Source organism: Flavobacterium aquariorum (assembly GCF_003254745.1).
GTDB lineage: Bacteria > Bacteroidota > Bacteroidia > Flavobacteriales > Flavobacteriaceae > Flavobacterium > Flavobacterium aquariorum.
This window is the reverse complement of the sequence record NZ_QKXH01000006.1, coordinates 254,048-278,652: the sequence shown is the minus strand read 5'-3', so window position 1 is coordinate 278,652 and position 24,605 is coordinate 254,048. Positions and strand designations below refer to the sequence as shown.

Annotated in this window: 22 protein-coding genes; 13 read left to right on the top strand and 9 right to left on the bottom strand. The window is 34.3% G+C overall.

Annotation, left to right across the window (positions count from 1 at the left end; translation table 11 throughout):
- Window positions 1-271 precede the first annotated feature (271 nt).
- The 5 genes from porX to DOS84_RS11365 all read left to right on the top strand — a co-directional run bounded on the left by porX (window position 272) and on the right by DOS84_RS11365 (window position 4,531).
- A complete protein-coding gene (gene porX, locus DOS84_RS11385; RefSeq protein WP_111410239.1) occupies window positions 272-1,825 on the top strand; it encodes a T9SS response regulator signal transducer PorX in 1,554 nt (517 codons plus the stop codon).
- Window positions 1,826-1,925: 100 nt separating this feature from the next.
- A complete protein-coding gene (gene tsaE / locus DOS84_RS11380; protein ID WP_111410238.1) occupies window positions 1,926-2,333 on the top strand; it encodes a tRNA (adenosine(37)-N6)-threonylcarbamoyltransferase complex ATPase subunit type 1 TsaE in 408 nt (135 codons plus the stop codon).
- A 7-nt stretch (window positions 2,334-2,340) separates the two neighbouring features.
- Window positions 2,341-2,817 (top strand): GNAT family N-acetyltransferase, encoded by a 477-nt coding sequence (locus tag DOS84_RS11375; RefSeq protein WP_111410237.1) that lies wholly within the window; start codon window positions 2,341-2,343, stop codon window positions 2,815-2,817.
- A 109-nt stretch (window positions 2,818-2,926) separates the two neighbouring features.
- Window positions 2,927-4,120 (top strand): alanine dehydrogenase, encoded by a 1,194-nt coding sequence (locus tag DOS84_RS11370; protein ID WP_111410236.1) that lies wholly within the window; start codon window positions 2,927-2,929, stop codon window positions 4,118-4,120.
- A 36-nt stretch (window positions 4,121-4,156) separates the two neighbouring features.
- Window positions 4,157-4,531 (top strand): DUF4258 domain-containing protein, encoded by a 375-nt coding sequence (locus tag DOS84_RS11365; protein ID WP_111410235.1) that lies wholly within the window; start codon window positions 4,157-4,159, stop codon window positions 4,529-4,531.
- A gap of 275 nt (window positions 4,532-4,806) precedes the next feature.
- Here DOS84_RS11365 and DOS84_RS11360 read toward each other — a convergent pair whose 3' ends face one another.
- The 4 genes from DOS84_RS11360 to DOS84_RS11345 form a co-directional block, all read right to left on the bottom strand.
- Window positions 4,807-5,760: a phosphoribosylaminoimidazolesuccinocarboxamide synthase gene (locus DOS84_RS11360; protein WP_111410234.1), complete on the bottom strand. Its 954-nt coding sequence runs from the start codon at window positions 5,758-5,760 to the stop codon at window positions 4,807-4,809.
- A gap of 146 nt (window positions 5,761-5,906) precedes the next feature.
- Window positions 5,907-6,749: a Cof-type HAD-IIB family hydrolase gene (locus DOS84_RS11355; RefSeq protein WP_243636370.1), complete on the bottom strand. Its 843-nt coding sequence runs from the start codon at window positions 6,747-6,749 to the stop codon at window positions 5,907-5,909.
- A gap of 237 nt (window positions 6,750-6,986) precedes the next feature.
- Window positions 6,987-7,940 (bottom strand): PhoH family protein, encoded by a 954-nt coding sequence (locus DOS84_RS11350; RefSeq protein ID WP_111410233.1) that lies wholly within the window; start codon window positions 7,938-7,940, stop codon window positions 6,987-6,989.
- 144 nt (window positions 7,941-8,084) lie between these two features.
- A complete protein-coding gene (locus DOS84_RS11345; RefSeq protein WP_111410232.1) occupies window positions 8,085-8,357 on the bottom strand; it encodes a hypothetical protein in 273 nt (90 codons plus the stop codon).
- 129 nt (window positions 8,358-8,486) lie between these two features.
- Between DOS84_RS11345 and DOS84_RS11340 the strand changes: the two genes are divergently transcribed.
- From DOS84_RS11340 to dnaN, 5 genes are all read left to right on the top strand, one after another.
- Entirely contained in the window at window positions 8,487-9,317 is an 831-nt protein-coding gene (locus DOS84_RS11340; protein ID WP_111410231.1) for an SAM hydrolase/SAM-dependent halogenase family protein, read from the top strand.
- A 67-nt stretch (window positions 9,318-9,384) separates the two neighbouring features.
- Entirely contained in the window at window positions 9,385-9,681 is a 297-nt protein-coding gene (locus DOS84_RS11335; RefSeq protein ID WP_111410230.1) for a putative quinol monooxygenase, read from the top strand.
- A 98-nt stretch (window positions 9,682-9,779) separates the two neighbouring features.
- Window positions 9,780-10,505, top strand: a complete 726-nt coding sequence (gene gldF / locus DOS84_RS11330) for a gliding motility-associated ABC transporter permease subunit GldF (RefSeq protein ID WP_111410229.1) — start codon at window positions 9,780-9,782, stop codon at window positions 10,503-10,505.
- Window positions 10,505-12,190: a gliding motility-associated ABC transporter substrate-binding protein GldG gene (gene gldG, locus DOS84_RS11325; protein WP_111410228.1), complete on the top strand. Its 1,686-nt coding sequence runs from the start codon at window positions 10,505-10,507 to the stop codon at window positions 12,188-12,190. The genes gldF and gldG overlap by 1 nt, the downstream gene beginning before the upstream one ends.
- A gap of 107 nt (window positions 12,191-12,297) precedes the next feature.
- Window positions 12,298-13,416 carry a DNA polymerase III subunit beta gene (gene dnaN, locus DOS84_RS11320; RefSeq protein ID WP_111410227.1) on the top strand — a complete coding sequence of 373 codons (1,119 nt, stop codon included), beginning with the start codon at window positions 12,298-12,300 and terminating at the stop codon, window positions 13,414-13,416.
- 258 nt (window positions 13,417-13,674) lie between these two features.
- Here the strand turns inward: dnaN and DOS84_RS11315 are convergent, their stop codons facing one another.
- The 3 genes from DOS84_RS11315 to DOS84_RS11305 form a co-directional block, all read right to left on the bottom strand.
- Complete coding sequence (locus DOS84_RS11315; protein WP_111410226.1) at window positions 13,675-15,447, bottom strand: MutS-related protein; 1,773 nt, start codon at window positions 15,445-15,447, stop codon at window positions 13,675-13,677.
- Window positions 15,448-15,671: 224 nt separating this feature from the next.
- The gene (locus tag DOS84_RS11310; protein WP_111410225.1) at window positions 15,672-16,505 is read right to left on the bottom strand and encodes a universal stress protein; all 834 of its coding nucleotides are present in this window, start codon (window positions 16,503-16,505) and stop codon (window positions 15,672-15,674) included.
- A 255-nt stretch (window positions 16,506-16,760) separates the two neighbouring features.
- Entirely contained in the window at window positions 16,761-17,588 is an 828-nt protein-coding gene (locus tag DOS84_RS11305; protein ID WP_111410224.1) for a universal stress protein, read from the bottom strand.
- Between the two features lie 224 nt (window positions 17,589-17,812).
- Between DOS84_RS11305 and mnmE the strand changes: the two genes are divergently transcribed.
- From mnmE to DOS84_RS11290, 3 genes are all read left to right on the top strand, one after another.
- The gene (gene mnmE / locus DOS84_RS11300) at window positions 17,813-19,213 is read left to right on the top strand and encodes a tRNA uridine-5-carboxymethylaminomethyl(34) synthesis GTPase MnmE (protein ID WP_111410223.1); all 1,401 of its coding nucleotides are present in this window, start codon (window positions 17,813-17,815) and stop codon (window positions 19,211-19,213) included.
- 232 nt (window positions 19,214-19,445) lie between these two features.
- Complete coding sequence (locus DOS84_RS11295; protein WP_243636369.1) at window positions 19,446-20,009, top strand: helix-turn-helix domain-containing protein; 564 nt, start codon at window positions 19,446-19,448, stop codon at window positions 20,007-20,009.
- On the top strand, window positions 20,006-21,148 hold the full coding sequence (locus DOS84_RS11290) for a tyrosine-type recombinase/integrase (RefSeq protein WP_111410221.1): 1,143 nt from the start codon (window positions 20,006-20,008) through the stop codon (window positions 21,146-21,148). The genes DOS84_RS11295 and DOS84_RS11290 overlap by 4 nt, the downstream gene beginning before the upstream one ends.
- 407 nt (window positions 21,149-21,555) lie before the next feature.
- Here the strand turns inward: DOS84_RS11290 and DOS84_RS11285 are convergent, their stop codons facing one another.
- Together DOS84_RS11285 and DOS84_RS11280 are read right to left on the bottom strand one after the other, a co-directional pair.
- A complete protein-coding gene (locus tag DOS84_RS11285) occupies window positions 21,556-22,590 on the bottom strand; it encodes a sulfite exporter TauE/SafE family protein (RefSeq protein WP_111410220.1) in 1,035 nt (344 codons plus the stop codon).
- Window positions 22,591-22,670: 80 nt separating this feature from the next.
- Window positions 22,671-24,602, bottom strand: a complete 1,932-nt coding sequence (locus tag DOS84_RS11280; protein ID WP_111410219.1) for an LTA synthase family protein — start codon at window positions 24,600-24,602, stop codon at window positions 22,671-22,673.
- Between the last annotated feature and the right edge of the window lie 3 nt (window positions 24,603-24,605).

Here is a 24,605-nt window from a genome sequence, read left to right as displayed (position 1 = left end):
TTGAAAGAATATAAAAAGAAATATATTTCTTCACATAGCTGACTATGCATGCCTATAATTAAGTGAAACGCCTTTTTTTTGAGCTTACAAAATCTATGCTTCTATGTGTTATAAAAAATATCTTATGCATTATTCAAATCTAGAATGCGGATTAAATTTTGGTGCCAACAATTACAAATACGATTGACTCCATTTATTTTTAATCAATTTTATACTATTTTTAATATTATTTAAGTTCTATAAAACTAAATTGCACTAAAATAAATTGAATATGGAGAACATAAAAATACTTTGGGTTGATGATGAAATCGATTTGCTCAAACCACATATATTATTTCTGGAGAAAAAAAACTATAGTGTTACTACTTGCAATAATGGTCGTGATGCCATAGATATTTTTGACGAAAACAATTTTGACATTGTTTTTCTTGACGAAAATATGCCCGGAATGAGTGGTTTGGAAACATTGTCTGAAATGAAGGAGAAAAAATCTTCTATTCCGATGATAATGATTACCAAAAGCGAAGAGGAATATATAATGGAAGAAGCCATTGGTTCCAAAATCGCTGATTATCTTATCAAACCTGTAAATCCTAATCAGATTTTATTGAGTTTGAAGAAAAACCTAGACCATTCTCGATTGATTTCACAAAAAACAACTTTGGATTACCAAAAGGAGTTTCGAAAAATTACGATGGAAATGGCAATGGTCAACTCTTATGAAGACTGGGTTGAATTGTACAAAAAACTTATTTTTTGGGAACTTGAACTGGAAAATATCGATGATCAGGGAATGATCGAAATTCTGGAATCCCAAAAAGTAGAAGCCAATTCACAATTTGGAAAATACATTGAACGCAATTATGAAGATTGGTTTGCACCAAAAGCGGACAAACCGATTCAATCCCATAATTTATTCAAAGAATTGGTCGTTCCTGAAATTCTGAAAAAAGACAAACCCGTACTTTTTGTTGTAATTGACAATTTACGTTACGACCAATGGAAAGCATTTGAGAGTGTAGTAGGAAACTATTATAAACTCGAAAAAGAAGTTCCTTATTTTTCGATACTTCCTACCGCAACACAATATGCGAGAAATGCTATTTTCTCTGGATTAACGCCCCTTGAAATGGAAAAACAATTTCCACAATATTGGAAAAATGACCCAGAAGAAGGAGGTAAAAACTTGTATGAAGCCGAGTTTCTAACTGCTCAAATTAAGCGTTTAAGACTCGACCTAAAAGAAGATTATTTCAAAATCACCAATTTGGCTGGAGGAAAAAAACTGGCAGAAAGCTTTAAATCTCTAAAAGACAACGACCTTGTAACTGTGGTTTATAATTTTGTTGACATGCTTTCCCACGCCAAAACAGAAATGGATGTGGTCAAAGAACTGGCTTCTGATGATAAAGCATATCGTTCCTTGACGTTGAGTTGGTTTAAAAATTCTCCATTACTGGAAATTATTCAGCAAGCTCAAAAACTGGGATTCAAATTAATTTTGACTACCGATCACGGTACCATTAATGTAAAGAATCCATCAAAAGTCGTTGGAGATAAAAACACAAGTTTAAATTTACGTTACAAAACAGGGCGCAGTTTGACATACGAACATAAAGATGTCTATGCGGTAAAAGAACCGAAAAATATCGGTTTGCCTGCCATAAATATGAGTAGTTCGTATATTTTTGCAAAAAATGATTTGTTTTTGGCTTATGTAAACAACTACAATCATTACGTGAGTTATTACAAAAACACCTATCAGCACGGTGGAATCTCATTGGAAGAAATGATTATTCCTTTTCTGGTTTTTAATCCGAAATAAAAAAAGAAGGCAGTATTCAGTTTTTAGTTAGCAGTAATTATGCTGATGGAAAAATTGAAAACTGCATTTAAAACTATAATTCATAACTGAATACAAAAGAATGACTATCACATTTTCTATAGAACAACTTGCAGAGGTTGCTCAACAAATTTTAGATCAAAATCCAAATAAAGTAATCCTTTTCAATGGAGATATGGGCGTTGGTAAAACGACATTAATCAAACAGCTTTGCAAAACATTGGGCGTAAATGACGCAACCAGCAGTCCTACGTTTTCTTTGGTGAATGAATACCAAACAGATAATAATCAAACCGTATATCATTTTGATTTTTACAGGTTAAACAAAGAGACGGAAGCACTGGATATGGGTGTTGATGATTATTTATACTCTGGAAATTGGTGTTTTATCGAATGGTCTGAAAAAATTGCAAATTTGATTCCACAACAACATACCGAAATTATAATCGAATTACTGCCAAATGGGGAACGCTTATTAGAATTAAAGTAATTGAATCATGAGCTTAGACACCAATAAAGTCGAAATTATCCCTTTTTCAATTGAATTGAAGGAGCCAATCAAAACCTTAAATTTAGAATGGCTTCATAAATATTTTAAGGTGGAACCCAAAGATGAAAAAGTATTATCTGACCCTCAAGGCGAAATAATAGACAAAGGTGGAATGATTTTTTATGCCCGATACAACGATAAAATTGTGGGTACTGTTTCATTATTAAAAATTGACGATGCTACATTTGAATTAACAAAAATGGCAGTATCTGATGCAAACCAAGGATTGGGCATCGGTAAAAAACTGATGGAACATTGTTTGAATGAGGCTAAAGACAAAGGAATTTATAAGTTGATTCTATATTCGAACCGAAAATTATTTTCAGCGATACATTTATATGAAAGTTTTGGCTTCACTGAAATTCCTGTCGAAAAAGGTATTTATGAGAGAGCCGATATTAAAATGGAGAAATTACTCCATTAATTACAATGTTTTTTTTGACAAACGAATTTTGATAATCCAAATAGGCCGCATTTAAATAAAAATACTTTGAATCTTTTTTGTAAATTGTACCACTAATTTCATGCCATCAATGTCTATAAGTCCATTCACAAAAGAACAATTACTGCCTCAGGAAGAAAAACTAGAAATAGCTAGACATAAAAGCCAACTTTTTATAGGAATTCCAAAAGAGACCAGTTATCAAGAAAGACGCATTTGCCTTACACCTGATGCAGTGAATTCCCTTACCTATCAAGGACATAGAGTAATGATCGAATCTGGAGCTGGTGTTAGTTCCAGTTACACTGACAAAGAATATAGTGAAGCCGGTGCTGAAATTACCCAAGACACCAAAAAAGTTTTTGGCTGCCCTATGATTTTAAAAGTTGAGCCACCAACAGTTGCCGAAATTGAGATGATGAACCCAAAAACCATTGTGATATCGGCCATTCAATTAAAAACCAGAAAAAAAACATACTTCGAAGCTTTATCGCGAAAAAAAATTACCGCACTCGCTTTTGAATATTTAAAAGATACTGATGGGTCCTACCCTGCTGTAAAATCATTGAGCGAAATTGCAGGAACTGCATCCATACTCATCGCAGCAGAGTTGATGATCACCAATGATTTTGGTAAAGGATTATTATTTGGCAATATTACAGGAGTTGCCCCAACCGAAGTTGTGATACTTGGAGCCGGTACTGCTGGGGAATTTGCCGCAAGAACAGCCATCGGACTGGGAGCCAGCGTAAAAGTTTTTGATAATTCGATAACCAAACTACGTCGTTTACAAAACAACCTAAACCAACGAATTTTTACTTCCACAATTCAACAAAAATCATTACTTAAAGCCCTAAGACGTTGTGATGTGGCCATTGGTGCTATGAGAGGACAAGAGCGTTGCCCTGTTGTTGTCACCGAAACGATGGTGGAACACATGAAAAAAGGCGCCGTAATTGTTGATATTAGTATTGACACAGGAGGCTGTTTCGAGACATCCGAAGTTACAACGCACGAAAAACCAACTTTTATCAAGAATAATGTTTTGCACTATTGTGTACCCAATATTCCTTCCCGTTACTCCAAAACAGCTTCACTTTCCATTAGTAACATAATAACTCCTTATTTATTGCAAATTGCAGAAGATGGCGGTATCGAAAGTGCCATACGCTGTAATGCAGGCCTAAAAAACGGTATTTATTTGTATCATGGCATACTTACCAACAAAGCCATCGGTGACTGGTTTGATTTACCCGATAACGATATTAATTTAATTGTTTTTTAACTAAACTTTCCCATACCTTTGCGCAAAAATTAAAATATGAATTTCATACAACGTTTTGCTTACTATCTAGTAGGTTTGATAATGGGTTTATTTGTAGTTGCAGCTATATTCAGCGGAAAAGATACTCGTTGTAATTATTTTCCAAATGCCAGAGTTTTGAAGGATTTAAGCACTAAACCATTTTTCTATTCTGATAAAGCTTCACTTATTTTATCCCAGAAATGGATTGACACTACCGATATTAAAAACACCCTTAAACTTGGAGACGTCGATTTTGACCAAAGTAATATTCCTTACAAAAAAGGAAAATTATACGTTATTGAAGGTAAAACGAGAAAAAATCAACAAATCATAATCAAAGTAATTAACTACGAGAACAAAGCTGTTCTTGAAGACATCAATAAAAAATAAGCATATCAAACTCTTCCTCTCGAAGAGTTTTTTTTATCCCAAAAATAGTCAGGAGCGAATCAATAGGCTTTATCAAGAAACATAGTTCCTACCGTCCGCTATATTCCATCTCGTAGAAAAAATGAGATGGAATGCCACTTCCATCAGGGCTAAATAGCCTACAAAGTCAATTTTTAAAAACATCCCCCACAAAAACTTTCATCTATAAAAAAACCATAATTCAAAATCTGAATTATGGTTTATATATCTATCGCTATTTAGCGATTTGAGTCTAACTATCTTTGTGCCAAATAAGCCAAAACGTTTTTCTCAATCCGTTCATTAATATTCGAGATGTCCGCTTTTACAAATTTTTCGCCAAGAATATTTTCATATAATTCGATATATCTATCCGAAACGGTTTCAATATATTCATCTGTCATATCAGGAATTTGTTGTCCTTCCAAACCTTGAAAACCATTTTGGATCAACCAGCGTCTTACGAATTCTTTTGACAATTGCTTTTGTTCTTCTCCTTTATCTTGTCTTTCTTGGTATCCTTCAGAATAGAAATAACGAGAAGAATCTGGAGTGTGAATTTCATCAATCAATACAATAACTCCGTCTTTTGTTTTTCCAAATTCGTATTTAGTATCCACCAAAATCAAACCACGACTTGCAGCGATTTCAGTACCTCTTTGAAATAAAGCACGAGTATATTTTTCTAAAACCAAATAATCTTCTTCAGTAACGATTCCTTTCGCAAGGATATCTTCTCTGGAAATATCGGCATCATGTTCTCCATTATCCGCTTTTGTAGTTGGTGTGATAATCGGTTCAGGAAACTTATCATTCTCTTTTAAGCCTTCAGCCATTGTCACTCCGCAAATTTGTCTTTTTCCAAGAGCATATTCACGAGCAGCATGACCTGAAAGATATCCGCGAATCACCATTTCAACTTTAAACGGCTCACACAAATGACCAACAGCAACACTTGGATCTGGCGTGGCAATTAACCAGTTTGGCACAATATCTTGAGTCAATTCCATAAATTTTGTGGCAATTTGATTCAAAATCTGACCTTTGTATGGAATCCCTTTTGGCAAAACTACATCAAATGCAGATAGTCTATCAGTAGCTATCATTACAAGTAAATCGTCATTGATATTGTAAACTTCCCTTACTTTTCCGCGATACACTGATTTTTGATTCGGAAAATTAAAATTGGTAGTGGTAATTGTATTGCTCATTAGTAATGTGTTGTTGTTATTTTTATGGATGCAAATTTAAAACTAATTAATAGAGGACGCAAGGAAAACCAAAAGTTCTATTTGCAAGCCAAAAGTCAGTTTCTCTATGCTTTGATACAAGCTAATTTCCTTCTTAAAACATTAACTTAAGATGAAACACTAAATCCTTCTAAAATTGCAGTCAAATATTTGGCAACGCCGTCTTCATTATTGGTTGAAATCACTTCTAAATGAGGTAATTTACTTTTTAAATTTTCTGGTGCATTCCCCATAATTAATCCTATTCCAGCTGCGTCTAGCATTCTCTCATCATTAAAACCATCACCGAAAGAAATGGCTTGATCAAAAGAATAGCCTTCTTTTTCGAGAATCTTGGCAATCGCAACACTTTTATCCACTGATTTATCCATAAACTCCAGACAAATAGGTAAACTAAAAGCATGACTAAAAACGTCTGAGTGGTGCTCAAGAATTTTATCTCTTAAATTTACTAATTTTTCATGATCATCATGGGTGAAAAATATTTTTATAGCACTATAATCATCCAATGCTGCAAAGTCCACCACTTCTGGTGGATAAGCCAAGTCTTTTTGAAAGGCATTCAGCTTTTTATTCGTTTTTGAGGTTTGCCAAACTTTCTCCTTGAATAAAACCGTTGTAATTTCTGGATCTATATCCAATGATAAAATCGATTTAACTGCATCTCCTTCTAAATTAAAAGAATACAAAAGCTCTTTTTTCGGTGAATGGATTCTTGCCCCATTTGAAGTTACCAAATAAACAGGAAGTTCCAAACAACTAATTATTGCCATAGCATCCATGTGATGTCGGCCTGTTGCCACAATAATTAAATAATCTTGTTCATGCAGTTCTTGAAAAACAGATTTGGTATAGGCTGATATTGTATGGTCTGAGTTGAGTAATGTTCCGTCTAAATCGCTAATTACTACTTTAATTTTTTGTTTCGACATTTTAAATTTCATTTTCATTTTTAACATATTCCAAATTTATTGCATTTCAAGAAGATACCCAAAAAGTTACCCATATATAAACCGCTTTTAACTTAATTATATCGATATGTTAACTTTAATTGGGAAATCAAATGCAGAACTAAGAATCTTCTATATTTTACAATGAAAAAGGAGAAACTCTATAATCGAGATTCTCCTTTTTCTAATTTGATTATTGTTTTTTATCATCAAATCTTGATACAATAAATATAATCCTTAATAATCATTATTTTCAATTTGTTTGTAAGCATCAATCACTTTTTTAACCAATCGGTGACGTACAATATCTTTATCATCAAGATAAATGATTCCAATTCCATCGACGTCTTTTAAAACCAATATAGCTTCTTTCAGTCCTGAAATTGTTCTTCGAGGCAAATCTACCTGACCAGGATCACCGGTAATCATAAACTTGGCACTTTTTCCCATACGGGTCAGAAACATTTTCATTTGCGAATGCGTTGTATTTTGTGCTTCATCCAAAATTACAAAGGCATGATCTAAAGTTCGTCCGCGCATGAAAGCCAAGGGTGCAATTTGAATAATTCCCTTTAAAATATAATCTTCTAATTTCTCATTGGGCAACATATCACGCAACGCATCATATAAAGGTTGCATGTAAGGATCCAGCTTTTCTTTCATATCACCTGGAAGAAAACCCAGATTTTCTCCAGCTTCTACTGCAGGACGGGTCAGAATAATGCGCTTGACTTGTTTTTCTTTCAATGCTTTTACAGCCATGGCAACACCAGTGTAGGTCTTTCCGGTACCAGCGGGTCCAACAGCAAAAACCATATCATTTTTTTCCATTGTATCCACCAACAACTGTTGATTGGGAGTCATAGGTTTAATGATTTTTCCACCTACACCATGAACCAAAATTTTGTCATGACCAAAAGCTTTTCTCTCCTCCTGATCGTCACTTTGAATCACTCTTTCGATTACATTATCGTCAATAGTATTGTATCGGGTGAAATGCAGCATCAGGCGTTGAAACCGCTTTTCAAATTCGTCTAAAACATCTTTATCTCCAAAAGCTTTAAGAGTAGTGCCTCTTGCGACAATTTTTAGTTTTGGATAATATTTCTTAATTGACTCTAGGTGTGAGTCGTGAGTGCCCCAAAAATCTTTTGGAGCAATGTCGATGAGCTCGATTATTCTTTCGTTCAAAATAAGAAGTTTTTAAGTTAATAAATTGAGTTAAATCAATTTCAATATTTACGCTGCAATATTTCCATTACAGTTTTTAATTTCTAAACCAGTAAATAACACTAAAAAACATCTTTCTAGAATGTGGGTCATTCTAGTTCTAAATTATACGTTAGCTTTTAATTTTTTCAACATAGCTTCATTCAAAAAATCAGAAGCTTTAATAGATAAAATTTCACAAAGATTGTCTTTAAAGAGTAATTCAATCTCAGTTCCGTTCATGTCTCTAACTGTAACAGCTTCTATTTTTTCTTTTTCTATTTTGTCTGATTCACCAGAAAAATTCGATTTATCTACTGTGGTATTTGACAAACCGTTTTGGCTAAAACAATGCAGACTACAAAAGAAAAGAAATAAAATAACAATAAACTTAGGCATAAATTTTTGTTTTTAATTCTAATTAAATTCTGTTCAAATAAAGTATAAAATACTTTAGCTTTGCATTTCTCAAATTTAAGAAAAAATAAGTTTCGGTCGCTACAAAACCCAATAGTTATAAACAATTTTATGTCAATAATTACCCTTACTACCGATTATGGCTTGAAAGACCACTTTGTTGGTGCTTTGAAAGGGAAAATATTATCCGAGTATTCTGATGCTACAATTATTGACATTTCACATTACATCGATCCGTTCAACACAGTTGAAGCCAGTTATATTATTTCTGCCTCCTATGACAGCTTCCCAAAAGGGACTGTTCATATTATAGGAGTCGATTTAGAATCCAATAAAGAAAATCAACATATTGCCATGCAATGGAATGATCATTTTTTTATTGCCGCGGATAATGGTATCTTAAGTATGCTTTCTCAAAAAATTATTCCTCAAAAAATAGTCGCAATAACTATTCACGATCGACTTCATAACGATGCTACCGATTTGGATGTTTTTGTCAAAGTAGCTTGTCATATTGCCAAAGGTGGTGTTCTTAACGTAATTGGGAAAGAAATTAAAAGCCTGAAACAAGTAACCGATTTACAAGTAGTCCTTACAGACGATGGAAATCAATTAAAAGGAAATGTCATTTACATCGATCATTTTGGGAATGTGGTGACCAATATTTCCAAAAAGCAATTTTTGGACTGTGTAAAAGGAAGAGACTATGAAATTATATATAGAAACCAATCCATCAAAACTATTTTACCTTATTATTCTGCCATTGCCAGTTCGGATAAATATCCAGTAAAATATTATGAAGGTCAAAGATTAGCCATCTTCAATGAGGCTGGTTTTCTCGAAATTGCCATTTTTAGGAGCAATCCATTAACCGTTGGTTCGGCGAGTACATTGCTTGGACTTAATTATAGAGATGTGATTTCGATACAATTTAAGAATTGACCCTAATTTTTTTTTTTGAAATTGACATTGTCATTGAAATTGCTTTTGCATTAAATAAATTATAAGCATGTTTGTACGAATAGTAAAACTGAGTTTTCACGAGGAAAATATTCCTGCCTTTTTGGAAAACTTTGAATTAATGAAAGATAAAATACGAAATGCTCCCGGAAATCGCTTCCTCGAGCTCTATCAAGATAAAAACAACAAAAGTATTTTCTTTACCTATAGTTATTGGGAAACCGAAACTGATTTGGAAAACTATCGAAATTCAGAGCTTTTCAGTAGCATTTGGACATTTACCAAACAATTATTCAATGCAAAACCAGAAGCTTGGAGCGTAGATAAATTAGTAAGTTTACAGTAAGCAGATTTTAGATTGCAGTTTTTAGGCTGCACGTTTCAGATTAAAAAACTTAGTATATTTGCGCCTTTGTGACAAATAAATGATTAAACAGAAAATAAATGAAGTCAATCGTATTTCGCGAAATAAAATCCTTTTTTGGTTCACCAATTGGGTATTTAGTAATTGCCCTTTTCTTAATTGGCAATGGGTTATTCCTTTGGGTTTTTGAAGGAGATTATAATATTTTAAATACCGGTTTTGCCGATTTAACACCATTTTTCACCCTAGCTCCGTGGATCTTAATCTTCTTGATTCCTGCGGTAACCATGCGTAGTTTCTCAGACGAAAAAAAACAGGGAACACTTGAATTATTACTTACAAAACCTATTAGTCTTTGGGAAATCGTAAACGGAAAATTCTTGGGCGCTTTTCTCTTAATAGTAATGGCTATTATCCCTACTTTTATTTATGTGGAAGTGGTTTGGAATTTGGGTTCACCCGAAGGAAATCTTGACTTAGGAAGTACTTTAGGTTCGTATTTCGGTTTATTGTTTTTAATAGCCGCTTATTCTGCAATTGGGATATTTACTTCATCTGTTTCCGAGAATCAGATTGTATCTTTTATCATTGCTGTTTTCCTGTGCTTCTTTTTCTATTTTGGATTTCAAGGATTGGCTTCTATTTTACCTAGTTTTTCATCTTTTATTTCTTATTTTGGAATGCAAGATCATTATAAGAGTATGAGCCGAGGTGTTATAGACACTCGTGATGTAATCTATTTTGTTAGTGTTGCCGTGCTGTTCCTTTCTTTCACAGTCTTTAATTTAAAATCCATTAAATCGTAATGAGAGCATTTAACATAAAAAACGCCAAATCATTATTGATTACTGTTGCGATAGTTTTGCTTTTGAATATCATTAGTAATTTCTTTTTTCACCGTTTTGATTTAACGCAAGATCATCGTTATACCCTTTCGCCTACGACTTTAAAAATTCTTAAAGACGTAAAAAATCCTTTATCTATCAAAGTCTATCTGCAAGGCGAACTGCCTGCTGAATTCAAACGACTGCAATTGGAATCCAAACAGCTATTAGAAGAATTTCAAGCCTATAATTCTAATATCATTATCGAATTTGTAGATCCTTTGGAGAACAAAGACGAAAGTATGGACAACATAAAAGAATTGTATCGAAAAGGGCTTACGCCAATAAACATAACTGTTGACGACAAAGGAAAACAATCACAATCTATGGTTTTCCCTTGGGCAATTGCTGTATATAATAACAAAGAAGTCAATATTCCGCTGTTGAAAAACATCATGGGAGCTTCTACCACACAAAAAATCATTGGTTCTGTTCAGCATCTTGAATATTCGATTTCGGACGGGATCAATAAAATTTCTAAAGACAAACAAAAGAAAGTAGCTATTATAAAAGGGAACGGAGAACTTCAAGAAAGGCACATTGCCAAGTTCTTAATGCAAGTGCGAGAAAGTTATTTCATTGGACCATTCACACTGGATTCGGTTGCCAAAAATCCAGAAGGGACATTAAAATCATTGCAAAATTATGATTTGGCTGTCATTGCAAAACCAACCGAAGCTTTTACTGATGAAGAAAAACTAGTTCTAGATCAATTCATCATTCAGGGCGGAAAAACCCTTTGGTTGATTGATCAAGTCAATGCTGAAATGGACAGTCTTTATAACCCTTCGGGAACCACTTTAGCATTCCCAAAAGACTTGAACCTAAACGATATGTTTTTCAAATATGGGGTGCGCATTAATCCCGACTTGGTCAAAGACGAACAAGGAAGTCCAATAAAACTTGCTAGTGGAGAACAAGGAAGCGGAACACAATACCAAGATTTTAACTGGAAATTTGCTCCGCAGGTGTATCCAATCAGCAAACATCCGATTGTGAAAAATCTGGGAGGTATCAAATTTGATTTTGCCAATGCGATGGATACTTTGAAAAATGGAATTAAGAAAACGGTACTATTACAATCATCTGCATATTCCAAAAAAATAGGAACTCCTGTAGAAATCAGCCTGAATATGGTTTCCGAACAGACTTCGCCAACTGATTACCTAAATAAAGGAAATATCCCAATGGCGGTTTTATTGGAAGGTTCTTTTCATTCCATGTTTGAGAATCGCATTTTGCCTTTTGAAGAGAAATCGTTCCAATCGGGTGGAAAAGAAAGTAAAATGATTGTGATTTCAGATGGTGACATTATAAAAAATCAATTGGATAAAACGGGACAGCCAGTAGAATTGGGATATGACCAACGATCTGGGAATTTATATGACAACAAAGATTTTATGATGAATTGTGTAAATTATCTTTTGGACGATACGGGACTTATTAACATTCGAAGCAAGGATCTTGATTTACCATTGTTGGATAAAGAAAAAGTGTATGAAAATTATACCTTTACACAATTCCTAACTATCGGGCTTCCAATTCTAATTTTGTCTCTATTTGGCCTCGGATTTACATTCCTCCGAAAAAGAAAATACAGTAAATAGATGTTAATAAAAAATTTGCAATACTAGAATAGTTTACAATATATTTGTAAAGTGTATTCTAAATTTTAATTTAGAAAAAGCACACCATAAAAAACAAAACAATACAGATGAAATTTATAGTATCGAGTTCGTACTTATTAAAACAATTACAAGTTTTAGGTAGCGTTATCAACAGTAACAACACTTTGCCAATCTTGGATAACTTCTTATTTGAATTAAATAATAACGAATTAACTGTTTCGGCGTCCGATTTGGAGACTACTATGTCAGCCACATTGACCATCGACTCCAAAAGTAAAGGAAGTGTTGCAGTACCTGCAAAGTTATTATTGGAAATCCTAAAAACCTTTCCGGAGCAACCCTTAACTTTCACTGTTGAAGAAAACAGCACTATAGAGATTAGTTCAAACTCAGGAAAATATGCTTTGGCGTATGCTCCGGGAGAAGAATTTCCAAAATCAGTAAACTTAGACGATCCATCAGTGACGTTAGTACCTGCAGATGTTTTAGCTACAGCTGTAAGCAAAACTATCTTCGCGGCAGGAAACGACGATTTACGTCCTGTAATGTCAGGGGTTTTCTTCCAATTTTCTCCTGAAGGTTTGATTTTTGTGGCAACAGATGCCCACAAATTGGTAAAATATGCCCGCTCTGATGTAAAAGCATCTCAAGTGGCTGAGTTTATTATGCCAAAGAAACCTTTGAACATCTTAAAAAGTATCCTAAGCACCTCAGATGCTGAAGTAAAAATAGAATACAACGATTCGAATGCTACTTTCTCTTTCGATAACTACATTTTATTATGTCGTTTAATCGATGGAAAATATCCGAATTACGAAGCGGTTATCCCAAAAGAAAATCCAAACAAATTGATGATGGATCGTTCTCAATTCTTGAGTTCAGTACGTCGTGTTGCAATTTTCTCTAACAAAACAACACACCAAATTCGTTTAAAAGTAGCCGGAGCCGAATTAAACATTTCTGCTGAAGATATTGACTACTCGAACAAAGCCGAAGAAAGATTGACTTGTGATTACCAAGGAGACGATATGCAAATAGGTTTCAACTCCCGTTTCTTGACAGAAATGTTGAACAACTTGCAATCTGATATGATTATGCTTGAAATGTCATTACCAAACAGAGCCGGAATCCTAACTCCAATTGATGGACTAGAAGAAGGCGAAACCGTAACAATGCTTGTGATGCCAGTAATGCTAAACAGCTAGTTACCTCAAAATACGAAACTAACCAAAACCACTTTTATATTTGAAAAGACCGAAATTCCTAACCAGAGTTTTGGTTTTTTTTTGCCATATCCATTTCATAATGTTCATTTACTTCGTCAGTTCGCAAAAGCTCGTGTGGGAGTGCCACCATAAAGAAAATGGGACAAATCAATATAACGGTGATTCGGCCCATTTCCTTTATGCTGTCGGGCTCTCCGCACTATTTCGGTAGCTTGCTTCTATCCCTCACTTACTTCGTTAAATAACACCCATCTTTTTCATCAAGAAAGTTGCACTTTTATTTTTGCAAATACCATCCCGAAGAGTGTAATCAAAATGCAGTTCATTGTTGCTGATTTCGACTTCAAAGCATTTATTAGTGAGAATGTCCGGGAATTCATTTGTAGTTAAACAAACTTCGATATCGTGTGTGGCTATGGCGCCGATTGCTTTTTTGGCAATTACTTTTTTGACTACTTCGATTGTTCCATTGCGCTTATCATCCGAGTTGGTGCCTCGCAAGATTTCATCCAAAAGGACAAAAGCAGGATTTGCTTCCAATTCATCCATTATTTGCTTCAATCGCTTGATTTCGGCAAAGAAGTATGATTCACTGTCAGATAACGAATCTGAGAGCCTCATAGATACTAAAACAGGTAAAGGATGCACATTTGCCTGACTCGCACAAACCGGAGACCCCATTCCAGTAAGTACCATATTCACTCCCAAACTACGTAGAAAAGTACTCTTACCAGACATATTCGAGCCTGTCAAAATCATAAATGACTGCGGATAAAACAGAACCTCATTCCCTACTCTTGTTTTTGGGTTTAATAAAGGATGGCTTAAATTGGAAAAACCAATCTCATAATTGGTATTCAATGTTGGATATACAAACTCGGGATTGTTATACGAGAAATTTGCCAAACTGTTAAGCATTTCAAATTCACCTATAACTTCTAGCCATTCTTCTAAAACTTCAGCATGTACTTTTTTCCAAGCAATCATCGATTTTAAGACGTGCACATTAAATAGGAAAGTTCCATTGAACAGTATAGAGGTCACAAAATTTCCAATGCTATCCATTTTAGAAAATAACTCGGCCAATTGCTCAAGATGAACGCTTGCTTTCTCGTTTTGGAACTTAAGTTTTTGCTGTAAAGCGATTAGTTTTTCGGACTGGAAGCTTTCGTTTTCAATTTTTTGTACCAGTAAACCGTATTGACTAATAATCAAATTGATATTATCGGCCTGAGCAATTTCCACTTTAATTCTTTTTACGAAATAACCTAAAATGGTCAAATTGCAAACAAACAAAAACGATAAATAAGAAAGAAAAACAATATTTGAAGTTACTAAATAACCTAATAAGCAACTTAAAAACAGTGCTGGAAACAAATAGGAAATAAATACGGCTCCTTTTGACAATGGTTCGCTATTAAAGACACTCCATCGCAATAATGTTTTATAAAAAGTTTCATTATCATGCCCAACTTTGGCAAGAGCCAAAAACTCCTGACGCCAATCTAACTTTTCTTTTAATTCCTGAACTGCTTCGTGATTCTTTAGTATTTCATCATTTGGCAAAAGCGTCAATAATTGTTTAGCCAAAGTTTTTTTGCCAATAAAAGTTGCAGTTCTGTTTAGATTCTGAAATAATGAATGATCTCCAAAAATATCCAAATCATATGCATAAGGATGGTGAAAATCATTGAATTCTATGCCATTTTCAAAAGGAATTGATTTTTGTTCCAAATAGGTAATTTCATTTTCGTTGATATCAACCAATGCACTTTTTATCTTTTTTTGAAATGATAATTTCGAATGGATTCGCATCAAAATAATAAAACCAGTGAACAGTATAGCCGCCATGAAGACAAATACCGATTCGCTAGTTTTTATGTAATAAAATAAGCTTCCTAAAAAAAGTAAAACACTTATAAGCCTTATAAAACTTATACTATTATATCTCTTATTAATTGACTTTAACTCCTTAGAATAGTTTTGGCTATTGCCTTTATATATTTCCATCGTTTGTGTTAATGATCGACAAATGTAGGGAATAGAAAATTCAATGGCAAGAAGGCAGAAGGCAGAAGGCAGAAGGCAGAAGGCAGAAAGCAGAAAGCAGAAGGCTGAAATGCAGAAAGTAAAAGGTAGAAAACATTGGTAAAAAAGCAGATGACAGAAGGCAAAAGGCGGTGAATCTGCTTTTGCCTTCTGCTATCTGAAACCTGTAGACTGTAATCTGTAATCTACTCTTCGTGCATCGCCAATACTGGCACAATTGAAACATTGGATAATTTTTGGGTCAAACTTGGTTTAAACAACTCGGAGAAAAAATTGCGCTTATGAGTTATCATTGCCAGAATGTCAATATTTTTATGGGAAACAAAATCCAAGATGGTATCTTTAACAGCATCACTTTTTACAACAGAAAACTTAACTGGTTCGTTTTCAAATTCAGTTTTCCATTGATTTATTGTTTCTTCTGAAACATCTGATTTACTGGTTTTTACATACAAACATTTCACGATTGCATGCGTTTTTTTGGCTATTTTGATAACTTGTCTTAATGGTGCTTTATCTTTTTCTCTAAAACGTGTGGTAAAACCAATGGTTTCAATCTTTTCAAATTGGGCTTCAGCAGGTACGCTAAGTACCGGAACATCAACAGCAGTAACAATTGCCCCAGTATTGGAACCAATGAAAAAAGATTCCCAACCTGTAGCGCCAGAAGTTCCCATTACGACAAAATCTATCTTTTCTTCTTTGACCACTTTCTTGATGGCATAAATTAAATCACCGTCCATCAGTTTATGGCTTAATTTAATATTCTCTAAGTTTCTTTGCTTGGCCAGTTCCCTTAGTTTTGGAATTTCCTCTTTGAACATGTCAAATTGTGCCAATTGCAAAGAATCAAAAATATTGTAGTAGTTATCAGGAATAAATTGATTGTCGACAATGGGCAATTCAAAAGTATGCAACAACAACAGTTCTCCTTTTACAATTTTTGCAAATTCTAATGCATGGATAAAAGCATTATTCGCGACTTTAGAAAAATCGGTGGGAAATAAAATCTTTTTCATTGCTATATAATTTAGGTTTAATTTTTGATAAACGTTTCTGCTTACAAATTTAATACTCTAACAAAACTAACTGAAAGCTCTTTTCTTTTATACGATTATTTGTTGTTTTGCGGGTTGTGCGTGAGGGATAGAAGCTAGCTACCGAAGTAGCGCGGATAGCCCGACCCAGTTGAGCAAAGGGGCGTATAAGCGACTCTATGCATAAGCCCCTTTGCTCAACTGGGGCACGCCCAAATTATTTTAAAATTGATAGCTCTAATGAACGGACAAAATTGGTATATTGATATGAAACGTCAGCTTTTTGCTAAGGCTTACCTGGAAAATTTTCTCGAAGAAACCTCGGTGTCGTTCATGAATGGCTACCATATTTATTTTATTTTTCTCAATAAAGTTTAAAATTTCTCCTTCGATATCGTTGGCTAAAACGGAATGAAAAGTAATATTCTGGTCTTTGAAAATGTTTTTGAAATCGACCACAAAATCATCTTTATAGACTGTATGTGGTGCCTTTATGTTCAGACAATCGATGTGAGAGTGAAATACATTAGCCAAAGTCACTACTTTCTTTAATGGTTCAATATCATCCATATGGTATCTTGTGTTGAACAATATTTTTTCAATAGGCATATAACTGCATTTTTCCGGAATAGCCAAAACTGTGGCATCGCATTCATTCATTATTTTTGTAGCTACCGTTCCCAAAAACACCTCCCGCAAATGGGTTACTCCTTTGGTTCCCATAACAATAAAGTCTATACTTTCCTTTTTGGAAAGCTTGACTACTTCTTTCACTAAAAACCCTTTTATAAGAACGTTACTAATTTTTATATGCCCCATATTATTTTCTTCGGCAATATTTCGCAACAGCGGAACTTCGTCTTTATAATTTTCAAAATCACTTAACTCTTCGTACTCATAGATATCCTGCAGGTAGATGGAAACGTCCAAATATGCAGGCGAATCCAATTCATAAACATGCAAAGTAATAATTTCGGCATCTATGGCATCGGCTAGTTTTAAAGCGTAAATAAAGGCATTTTTTGAAACTTCTGAAAAATCTGTAGGGAATAATATTTTTTTCATATCCTTAATAATTTACTGAATATCAATATTTTATCTAAAGTTACAAAACTTCTTAAAATAAAATATGATAATTGTCACTTTGATTTTTTTTTAATGAAAAATTATTAAAAAGTGAATAGTGAATAGCCAAAACACTTTGTAATCAAATCTGCTTATTGCCAAACACTAATTACTGCTGACTAAAAAGTAGTAAGTTTTGCTTACTTTTGCATAAATTTTTAGTTATGATTCAAAACGATTCTATAGTTGCCTTAGCCACACCTTCGGGAGCTGGTGCCATTGCCGTAATTCGAATTTCTGGCGAAGACGCCATTGGTATAGGACAGTCCGTTTTTCGATCCATAAAAAACAAAGATTTAAGACTTCAAAAAACGCATACGTTACATTTGGGACATATTGTGGATGGAGAAAAAACGCTGGACGAGGTTCTGGTTTCTATTTTCAAAGGACCTAATTCGTATACGGGAGAAAATACGATTGAGATTTCATGTCACGGTTCTACTTACATTCAGCAGCAAATTATTCAGCTATTATTACGAAAAGGCTGTAGAATGGCCGATCCGGGTGAATTTACCCTTAGAGCTTTCCTGAACGGCAAGCTCGATCTATCACAAGCCGAAGCCGTAGCTGATTTGATTTCCTCCGATAATGAAGCTTCACACCAAATTGCGATGCAACAAATGCGTGGTGGTTTCTCCAATGAAATTGCCAAATTACGTGAGGAGCTGTTGAATTTTGCATCACTTATTGAACTCGAATTGGATTTTGCGGAAGAAGACGTTGAATTTGCCGACAGAACCCAATTTCACGAATTATTGAACCGAATAGAATTTGTTCTCAAGAGATTGATCGATTCATTTGCTGTTGGGAATGTTATAAAAAACGGAATTCCGGTGGCAATTGTGGGTGAACCTAATGTGGGGAAATCAACGCTATTGAATGCTTTGCTGAATGAAGAGCGCGCCATTGTTTCTGAAATTGCGGGAACTACCCGTGATACCATAGAGGACGAGTTAGTCATTGGCGGAATTGGTTTTCGATTCATCGATACAGCTGGAATACGCGAAACTGCAGATGTGGTTGAAAGTATCGGGATTAAAAAAACGTTTGAAAAAATAGAACAAGCTCAGGTTGTTGTCTTTTTGTTTGATGGTTTCAGGTTCCAGGTTTCAGGTTCTGACTATATCATCGAAATTGAAAAAGTTAAAAATAAATATCCACTTAAACCAATATTAGTTGTTGTAAATAAAGTCGATTTATTAAGTGAAAATGAAATCGGAAAAATCGATCGAAAACTTGAAACTTTAAACCTGAAACTTTTAAAAATTTCTGCCAAAGAAAAATTGGGAGTTGATGAACTTAAAAACCAACTCCTGTCTTTTGTAAACACTGGAGCTCTGCGTAATAACGAAACTATCGTTACCAATACCAGACATTACGATTCGTTACTCAAAGCACTAAATGAAATTCAAAAAGTGAAGTTCGGACTGGAAACCAATCTTTCCAGTGACCTTATGGCTCTTGATATTAAAGAAGCGTTGTATCAATTTGGGATGATCACTGGCCAAGTCACGAATGATGAATTACTGGGTAATATCTTTGCTAATTTCTGCATCGGGAAGTAAGTTTCACAAAACATCACAAAATAAAACAAAGAATCCCAGTTAAAATGTCATAAAACGGCATTTTAACTGGGATTCTTCTTTCTGTTTATTTAGCTTTATTTACAGATAGTTTGTTCCTTTTTGTACCATTATTGTACCACGAAAAAAAAATCTGCATCAAGATTTTTTTTTGGTGAGATGATGACACAATCTGACACACATAGACACAATGGGATACAAAATAGATCACATTATGAGTTCTAAAATTGAGGTTATCAGAATTTGTGAGCACTGCAAAAAACAGTTCACAGCCAGAACAACACGAACGCGGTATTGTTCACCCATTTGCAACAGTAGAGGCTATAAAGCACTGGTGCGTAAAGGAAAAGTAGAAAAAAGCAATAACGAAACCGTTCAGCTTTTGAATACCGATTTGGAAAAAATAAAACCGCTTGAGTTTCTAAAAATTACTCAGGCCAGCCTTCTTTTCGGGATCAGCAGGAGTACCATTTACAGGTTAGTTAACAATGGACATCTGGACATTGCAAAGTTCGGCAAACGAACAGTTATCCGCAGATGCGACCTTGAAGCTTTCTTTGCTATTCCAATTCAGGATGTTACGTTGAAGACTGGACAGCAATTTCCTGGTTTTGACAATTGCTATACTATTACGCAAATTCAGCAGAAGTACAATATTTCTTCAGGAGCACTCTATCTATTGATTCAACGGCAGGGTATAGTAAAATATTCCGTTGGAAAATTCACCTGTGTAGCCAAACAGGATATTGATATAATTTTTAATGCTGTGGGAAGATGAAAAATATAAATGTTACGCTTAGAAAAAGGACGCTACCAAGTGGGAAGATTACATTATACCTAGATTTTTTTCCTCCAATCTATAACGGTAAAACTCGTGAATTTTCACGCAGAGAGTATTTAGGTTTGTATCTGGTTTCAAAACCAAAAAATAATATTGATAAAGCAATGAATTCAGAAAATTTACACAAAGCCGAGATGATTTGTGCAAATAGACTTAATGAATTGAACAAACAACAAATCTATACACCATTTGAACAAGAGCGGCTACGTCTGCAGGAAATAGGAGAAAAATCATTTCTACAGTATCTAAAACAGACAGCAGAAATCAAGACTGGCAATAACGCTGAAATCTGGAAATATGCAATTATCCACTTTGAAAAGTTTCTTAAGAACGAGGACATATTAATGCAGGAAATTGATGTAACAATTATTGAGGACTTCAGGGAATACATTTTGAAGGCAAAATGTTTAAAGAAAAAAGACCAGTTTTTGGCTCAAAACACTGCATTATCCTATTTTAACAAGATCAAGGCCACCCTTCGAAAAGCTTATAAGAAAGGATTACTGCAAACTGATATTAATGCTGCGGTTGATAGCATCAAGGAACAGGAGTCCCAAAGAAATTTCCTAACTATGGAAGAAGCTTCAAGGCTGTTTAGGACACCATGCAAAAAAGAGATTGTTAAACGCGTCTGCATGTTTTCTCTGCTAACAGGAATACGCTATTCCGACATTGCAAAACTTACATGGGAAGAAGTGCAGTACAGTAAAAGCGAAGGATATTACATTAGATTTAAGCAGCAAAAAACGGACAGACCGGTAACTCTTCCTATTTCCCAGGAAGCGTTCGAGTACTTAGGTGAAAAAGAGGCACAAACTAAGAGAGTCTTTTATGATTTAAAAAAATGGGATGTAGACCGGTTGCTTCCTATATGGGTTAACGACGCATCAATTGAAAAACACATTACATTTCATTGCTTTCGCCATACATATGCAACATTACAGATGGCAGCAGGTACCGACATTTTTACTGTATCTAAAATGTTGGGGCACAAAAACATAAAGACAACGCAGATATATACGAAAATCATTGACGAGAAAAAAAGAGAAACAACTAATAAAATTTCATTTAAATAGAGAAATATATAATTCCGTGTATAGCAGGAAATGACTTTTTGTCTTTTAATTTAAGGCGGACACCTCAATTTCTTTAAAGTCGATTTTAGGGCGAAACCATTAGCGGTGGGCTGAATGCCCGCCTGTCCAGAACATGCCTCTTTGGGCAGTTCAAACAAGCGAACACGCGTTTGTTTTATTACTGTCAATGCTTATTTTTAATTATTAACAGCTTAGAATCGCTTTTTTTGATGACACTGACTTTAGAATGGATATACAAATAAGACTCTGCACTAAATTAAGCTCTGTTTTTTTTACAATTAATTTGATTGTGAAATTTTCATCAGGCTATTATACTAAAAGGATTATTTATTGCATATTGGATACAATTCCTGTTACCTGCTCATTTTAAAAATATCGGATCAAATCTATTTGAAATCTATTTTCTGAATCAATTGATTATTCTTAAAAAAGTAGGCTTCATAGGATTTTGAACCAATTACATATACTGCTTCTATTACAATTTCATCCGCAGATTGCCTTTTACTGTAGACTATTTTTTGTTGCTCATTTGTCAAGTCGGTAATTGGGATGAGTTGTTCAAATTCAAAACCTTCATTATACGTAAATTCAAGAGCAAAATGAGAGTCTTGCCATTTCAGTTTGGTTTCTATTCCTTTGTTTTTAGAATTAGTAGCTAAATTTCCGTCATTGGCGGCTAATAAGTCAGAACTTGATTGCGAAAGCATCACAAAACCTGAAAGTGTCATGGCATAATATCCTATTTTTTTAAATGAAGTCTCGCTTAATTTGGGTAAAATCCATTTCATTGACCAACTGGAAAGAACTGCAGAAAATGCGACTACTACACCAATGTAAATTACTTTCATAGAAATCAAGCCAAATAAAAAGTACAGCACGATTTTTACAAGATGCAAGATGATTTCGTTTGCTGCTCTTGTTGCTATAATTTCTTCTTTGGTCAATCCGTATCGCAAATAAAAACGATTAAATAACAATCCAACAGCACCTGTAAGACCCGATAAAAAACCTGCTGAAAAACCGATTAGACCCAGTACAAAATTCGACGGATGTTCTGTTTTATTTAATTCTTTTTTCTTTTGGAACAAAAATGTCAAATTACTGACTAGAAAAAGACCCATTGCAATTTCTAAATAGACAGGATTTACAAATTTCAACAACCAAGCTCCCAACCATACAGCTGGTAAAGCAGCTGGAACAAAATATTTGACGATAGGCCAGCAAATATTTTTTCGAAATAAAATTAATCGGGAGCCCGAACTGGTAAACGTACCAATTGAAAGGGCTGCTGGTACGCTGCTCACGGGTAAAAGCTGTCCCAAAATAGGTATCAGCATTAAGCCTGCACCGCCTCCGCAAATAGCGCTAATTGAAAAGGCTAAATAACTGCAAATGAATAATATTAGTAAGGTTGCTGTCATCAAATTATTTTGTCTATTGATGCTGTTTTATAATAGTAACTAAGCGAAAATTCTTTTTACAAAGAGAAAAAAGGCTGGACTTATTTACTTTTAAGCCTGTATTTTCTTTGTTCGTATAAATAGAAAGGGGTTATTACATGAGCCAGTGCATCTTTGGCCAAATCTTCATTAAGCTTTTTCGGCGTAAAGACAGAGTCATTTTCGACATGAAATTGCAAAGGTTTTTTATTTGGCTGCATAATAACCACTTCATTCCCCACACGGAAGGCATTAATATCATTAAATTGCATCATTGCACGTCCCTGAAACGAATCAGATAAATCGAACAAATTTCTTCCTGACATTGGTGTTTCGGTATCCATTCCAATTCTACTCAATACAGTGGGCTGTATATCAATCTGGCTGCAGAGTTTATTGTATTTTCCTCCTTTTGGAACTCCCGGACCAATAATCAAAGCCGGAATATGAAATTTATGTATAGGTACAAGATGTTTTCCATAGGTTCTGGTATTATGATCGGCAATTACAAGAAAAATAGTATTCTTATAATATTTTTCTTTTTTTGCTTGTTTAAAAAATTGGCCAATCGAATAATCAGCATATTTCATCGCATTATTTACCGTATTCTTTTGCTTATCGTAAGGGGTAATTCTTCCCTCAGGATATTCAAAAGGCTCGTGATTGGAAGATGAAAATACTAAAGAAACAAAGGGTTTATTGCCCAGACTTTTAAAATATTTATTGGCTTTTGTCATTACATCTTCGTCTGACCAGCCCCAAGTTCCTAGAAATGCAGATTTATTTGGATCAAAATCATCCTCATCAATAATTTTATCGAAACCATTCCCGTTAAAAAAAGAACCCATATTATCAAAATTGGCCATTCCGCCATAAATGAAACTGGTGTCATATCCTTTTTGTTTCAGCAACGAAGCAATTGTATAGAAATCGGTTTGCGAATTGTTAAGTTTAACGACACTTTCTGATGGAGAGGGCAAAAAACCTGTAACAACCGCCTCGATACCACGTACGCTGCGCGTTCCTGTTGAAAATAAATTGGTAAATAAGGTTCCTTCGTTTGTCAGTTTGTCAAATTCCGGCGTCAATGGTAATCCTCCTAATGAACCTACATATTCTGCACCTAAGCTTTCTTCTAAAATAATTACAATATTGTAAGGTCTATTTATAACCTCATTTGTTTTGTGAATGTGCAATAATGGAATAGAATCATCTGTATACTCATTTGGTTTTACATCCATATATTTTTTTACCCTCGAAATGGCTTCGGCATAATTCATTTTCCCGTACATTTTCTCTGTATTACTTTCATTTTTTATTGAATATAAAGCAAAAGCAACGGTGTAAAACGAATTTAAACCAAGAGAATTAGTAAGATGGTCTGTAGAAAAAATTGCATTACTGGCATTAACAGGTCGTTTGGAAGTAAGACTGGACCTTGCTCCAAAAAACACAAAAAAAGCAACTAAAGGAAACAGTGCTAACTTCGTTTTATATTTGTTATTTCTAATTCCAAAAAGCGGTTTTCTGTAACGGATTAAAGTATAAAAAAATCCCGCCAAGATAATTACAGTAACAAAAATAGACGAGAGATAACTTTTCAATAATGTTCCAACAACCTCCTTTGGATAAATCAGATAATCGATAAATAGTTTGTTGGGTCTGGTATCATACTCATTAATAAAATCAAGCGTTGACAATTCCATAAACAGAATAAGTGTCAAAAACAGAATAAAATATACAGTCAAAAAACCTTGAATTTTCTTCAAAAAAGAATCTGGCACCAAAGCAATTAAAGCCAAAGGCAAAAAAAGAAGGTAGCACAAAACGATGAGATCCATCCGCAATCCAATAGGGAAAATATAACCGTAATCTTGGGTTTCTACAACACGGTTTCTAAAGAAAAAAAACAAAATAAACCGACTGACAGTAAGAATTAGCAAACCGATTAAAAGGAAATTAATAAGAGGTTTTGTGAACTGAATTTTTTTCATATT

Bases quoted from the DNA above. Each gene is read 5' to 3' on its own strand.
- DOS84_RS11310 (WP_111410225.1), bottom strand. From the start codon at position 16,505: ATGAAAAAGATTTTATTTCCCACCGATTTTTCTAAAGTCGCGAATAAT.
- dnaN (WP_111410227.1), top strand. From the start codon at position 12,298: ATGAAATTTATAGTATCGAGTTCGTACTTATTAAAACAATTACAAGTT.
- DOS84_RS11375 (WP_111410237.1), top strand. From the start codon at position 2,341: ATGAGCTTAGACACCAATAAAGTCGAAATTATCCCTTTTTCAATTGAA.
- gldG (WP_111410228.1), top strand. From the start codon at position 10,505: ATGAGAGCATTTAACATAAAAAACGCCAAATCATTATTGATTACTGTT.
- DOS84_RS11290 (WP_111410221.1), top strand. From the start codon at position 20,006: ATGAAAAATATAAATGTTACGCTTAGAAAAAGGACGCTACCAAGTGGG.
- DOS84_RS11370 (WP_111410236.1), top strand. From the start codon at position 2,927: ATGTCTATAAGTCCATTCACAAAAGAACAATTACTGCCTCAGGAAGAA.
- DOS84_RS11355 (WP_243636370.1), bottom strand. From the start codon at position 6,749: ATGAAAATGAAATTTAAAATGTCGAAACAAAAAATTAAAGTAGTAATT.
- porX (WP_111410239.1), top strand. From the start codon at position 272: ATGGAGAACATAAAAATACTTTGGGTTGATGATGAAATCGATTTGCTC.
- DOS84_RS11285 (WP_111410220.1), bottom strand. From the start codon at position 22,590: ATGACAGCAACCTTACTAATATTATTCATTTGCAGTTATTTAGCCTTT.
- DOS84_RS11305 (WP_111410224.1), bottom strand. From the start codon at position 17,588: ATGAAAAAAATATTATTCCCTACAGATTTTTCAGAAGTTTCAAAAAAT.
- DOS84_RS11315 (WP_111410226.1), bottom strand. From the start codon at position 15,447: ATGGAAATATATAAAGGCAATAGCCAAAACTATTCTAAGGAGTTAAAG.
- DOS84_RS11280 (WP_111410219.1), bottom strand. From the start codon at position 24,602: ATGAAAAAAATTCAGTTCACAAAACCTCTTATTAATTTCCTTTTAATC.
- tsaE (WP_111410238.1), top strand. From the start codon at position 1,926: ATGACTATCACATTTTCTATAGAACAACTTGCAGAGGTTGCTCAACAA.
- DOS84_RS11360 (WP_111410234.1), bottom strand. From the start codon at position 5,760: ATGAGCAATACAATTACCACTACCAATTTTAATTTTCCGAATCAAAAA.
- DOS84_RS11345 (WP_111410232.1), bottom strand. From the start codon at position 8,357: ATGCCTAAGTTTATTGTTATTTTATTTCTTTTCTTTTGTAGTCTGCAT.
- mnmE (WP_111410223.1), top strand. From the start codon at position 17,813: ATGATTCAAAACGATTCTATAGTTGCCTTAGCCACACCTTCGGGAGCT.
- DOS84_RS11365 (WP_111410235.1), top strand. From the start codon at position 4,157: ATGAATTTCATACAACGTTTTGCTTACTATCTAGTAGGTTTGATAATG.
- DOS84_RS11335 (WP_111410230.1), top strand. From the start codon at position 9,385: ATGTTTGTACGAATAGTAAAACTGAGTTTTCACGAGGAAAATATTCCT.
- DOS84_RS11340 (WP_111410231.1), top strand. From the start codon at position 8,487: ATGTCAATAATTACCCTTACTACCGATTATGGCTTGAAAGACCACTTT.
- gldF (WP_111410229.1), top strand. From the start codon at position 9,780: ATGAAGTCAATCGTATTTCGCGAAATAAAATCCTTTTTTGGTTCACCA.
- DOS84_RS11295 (WP_243636369.1), top strand. From the start codon at position 19,446: ATGAGTTCTAAAATTGAGGTTATCAGAATTTGTGAGCACTGCAAAAAA.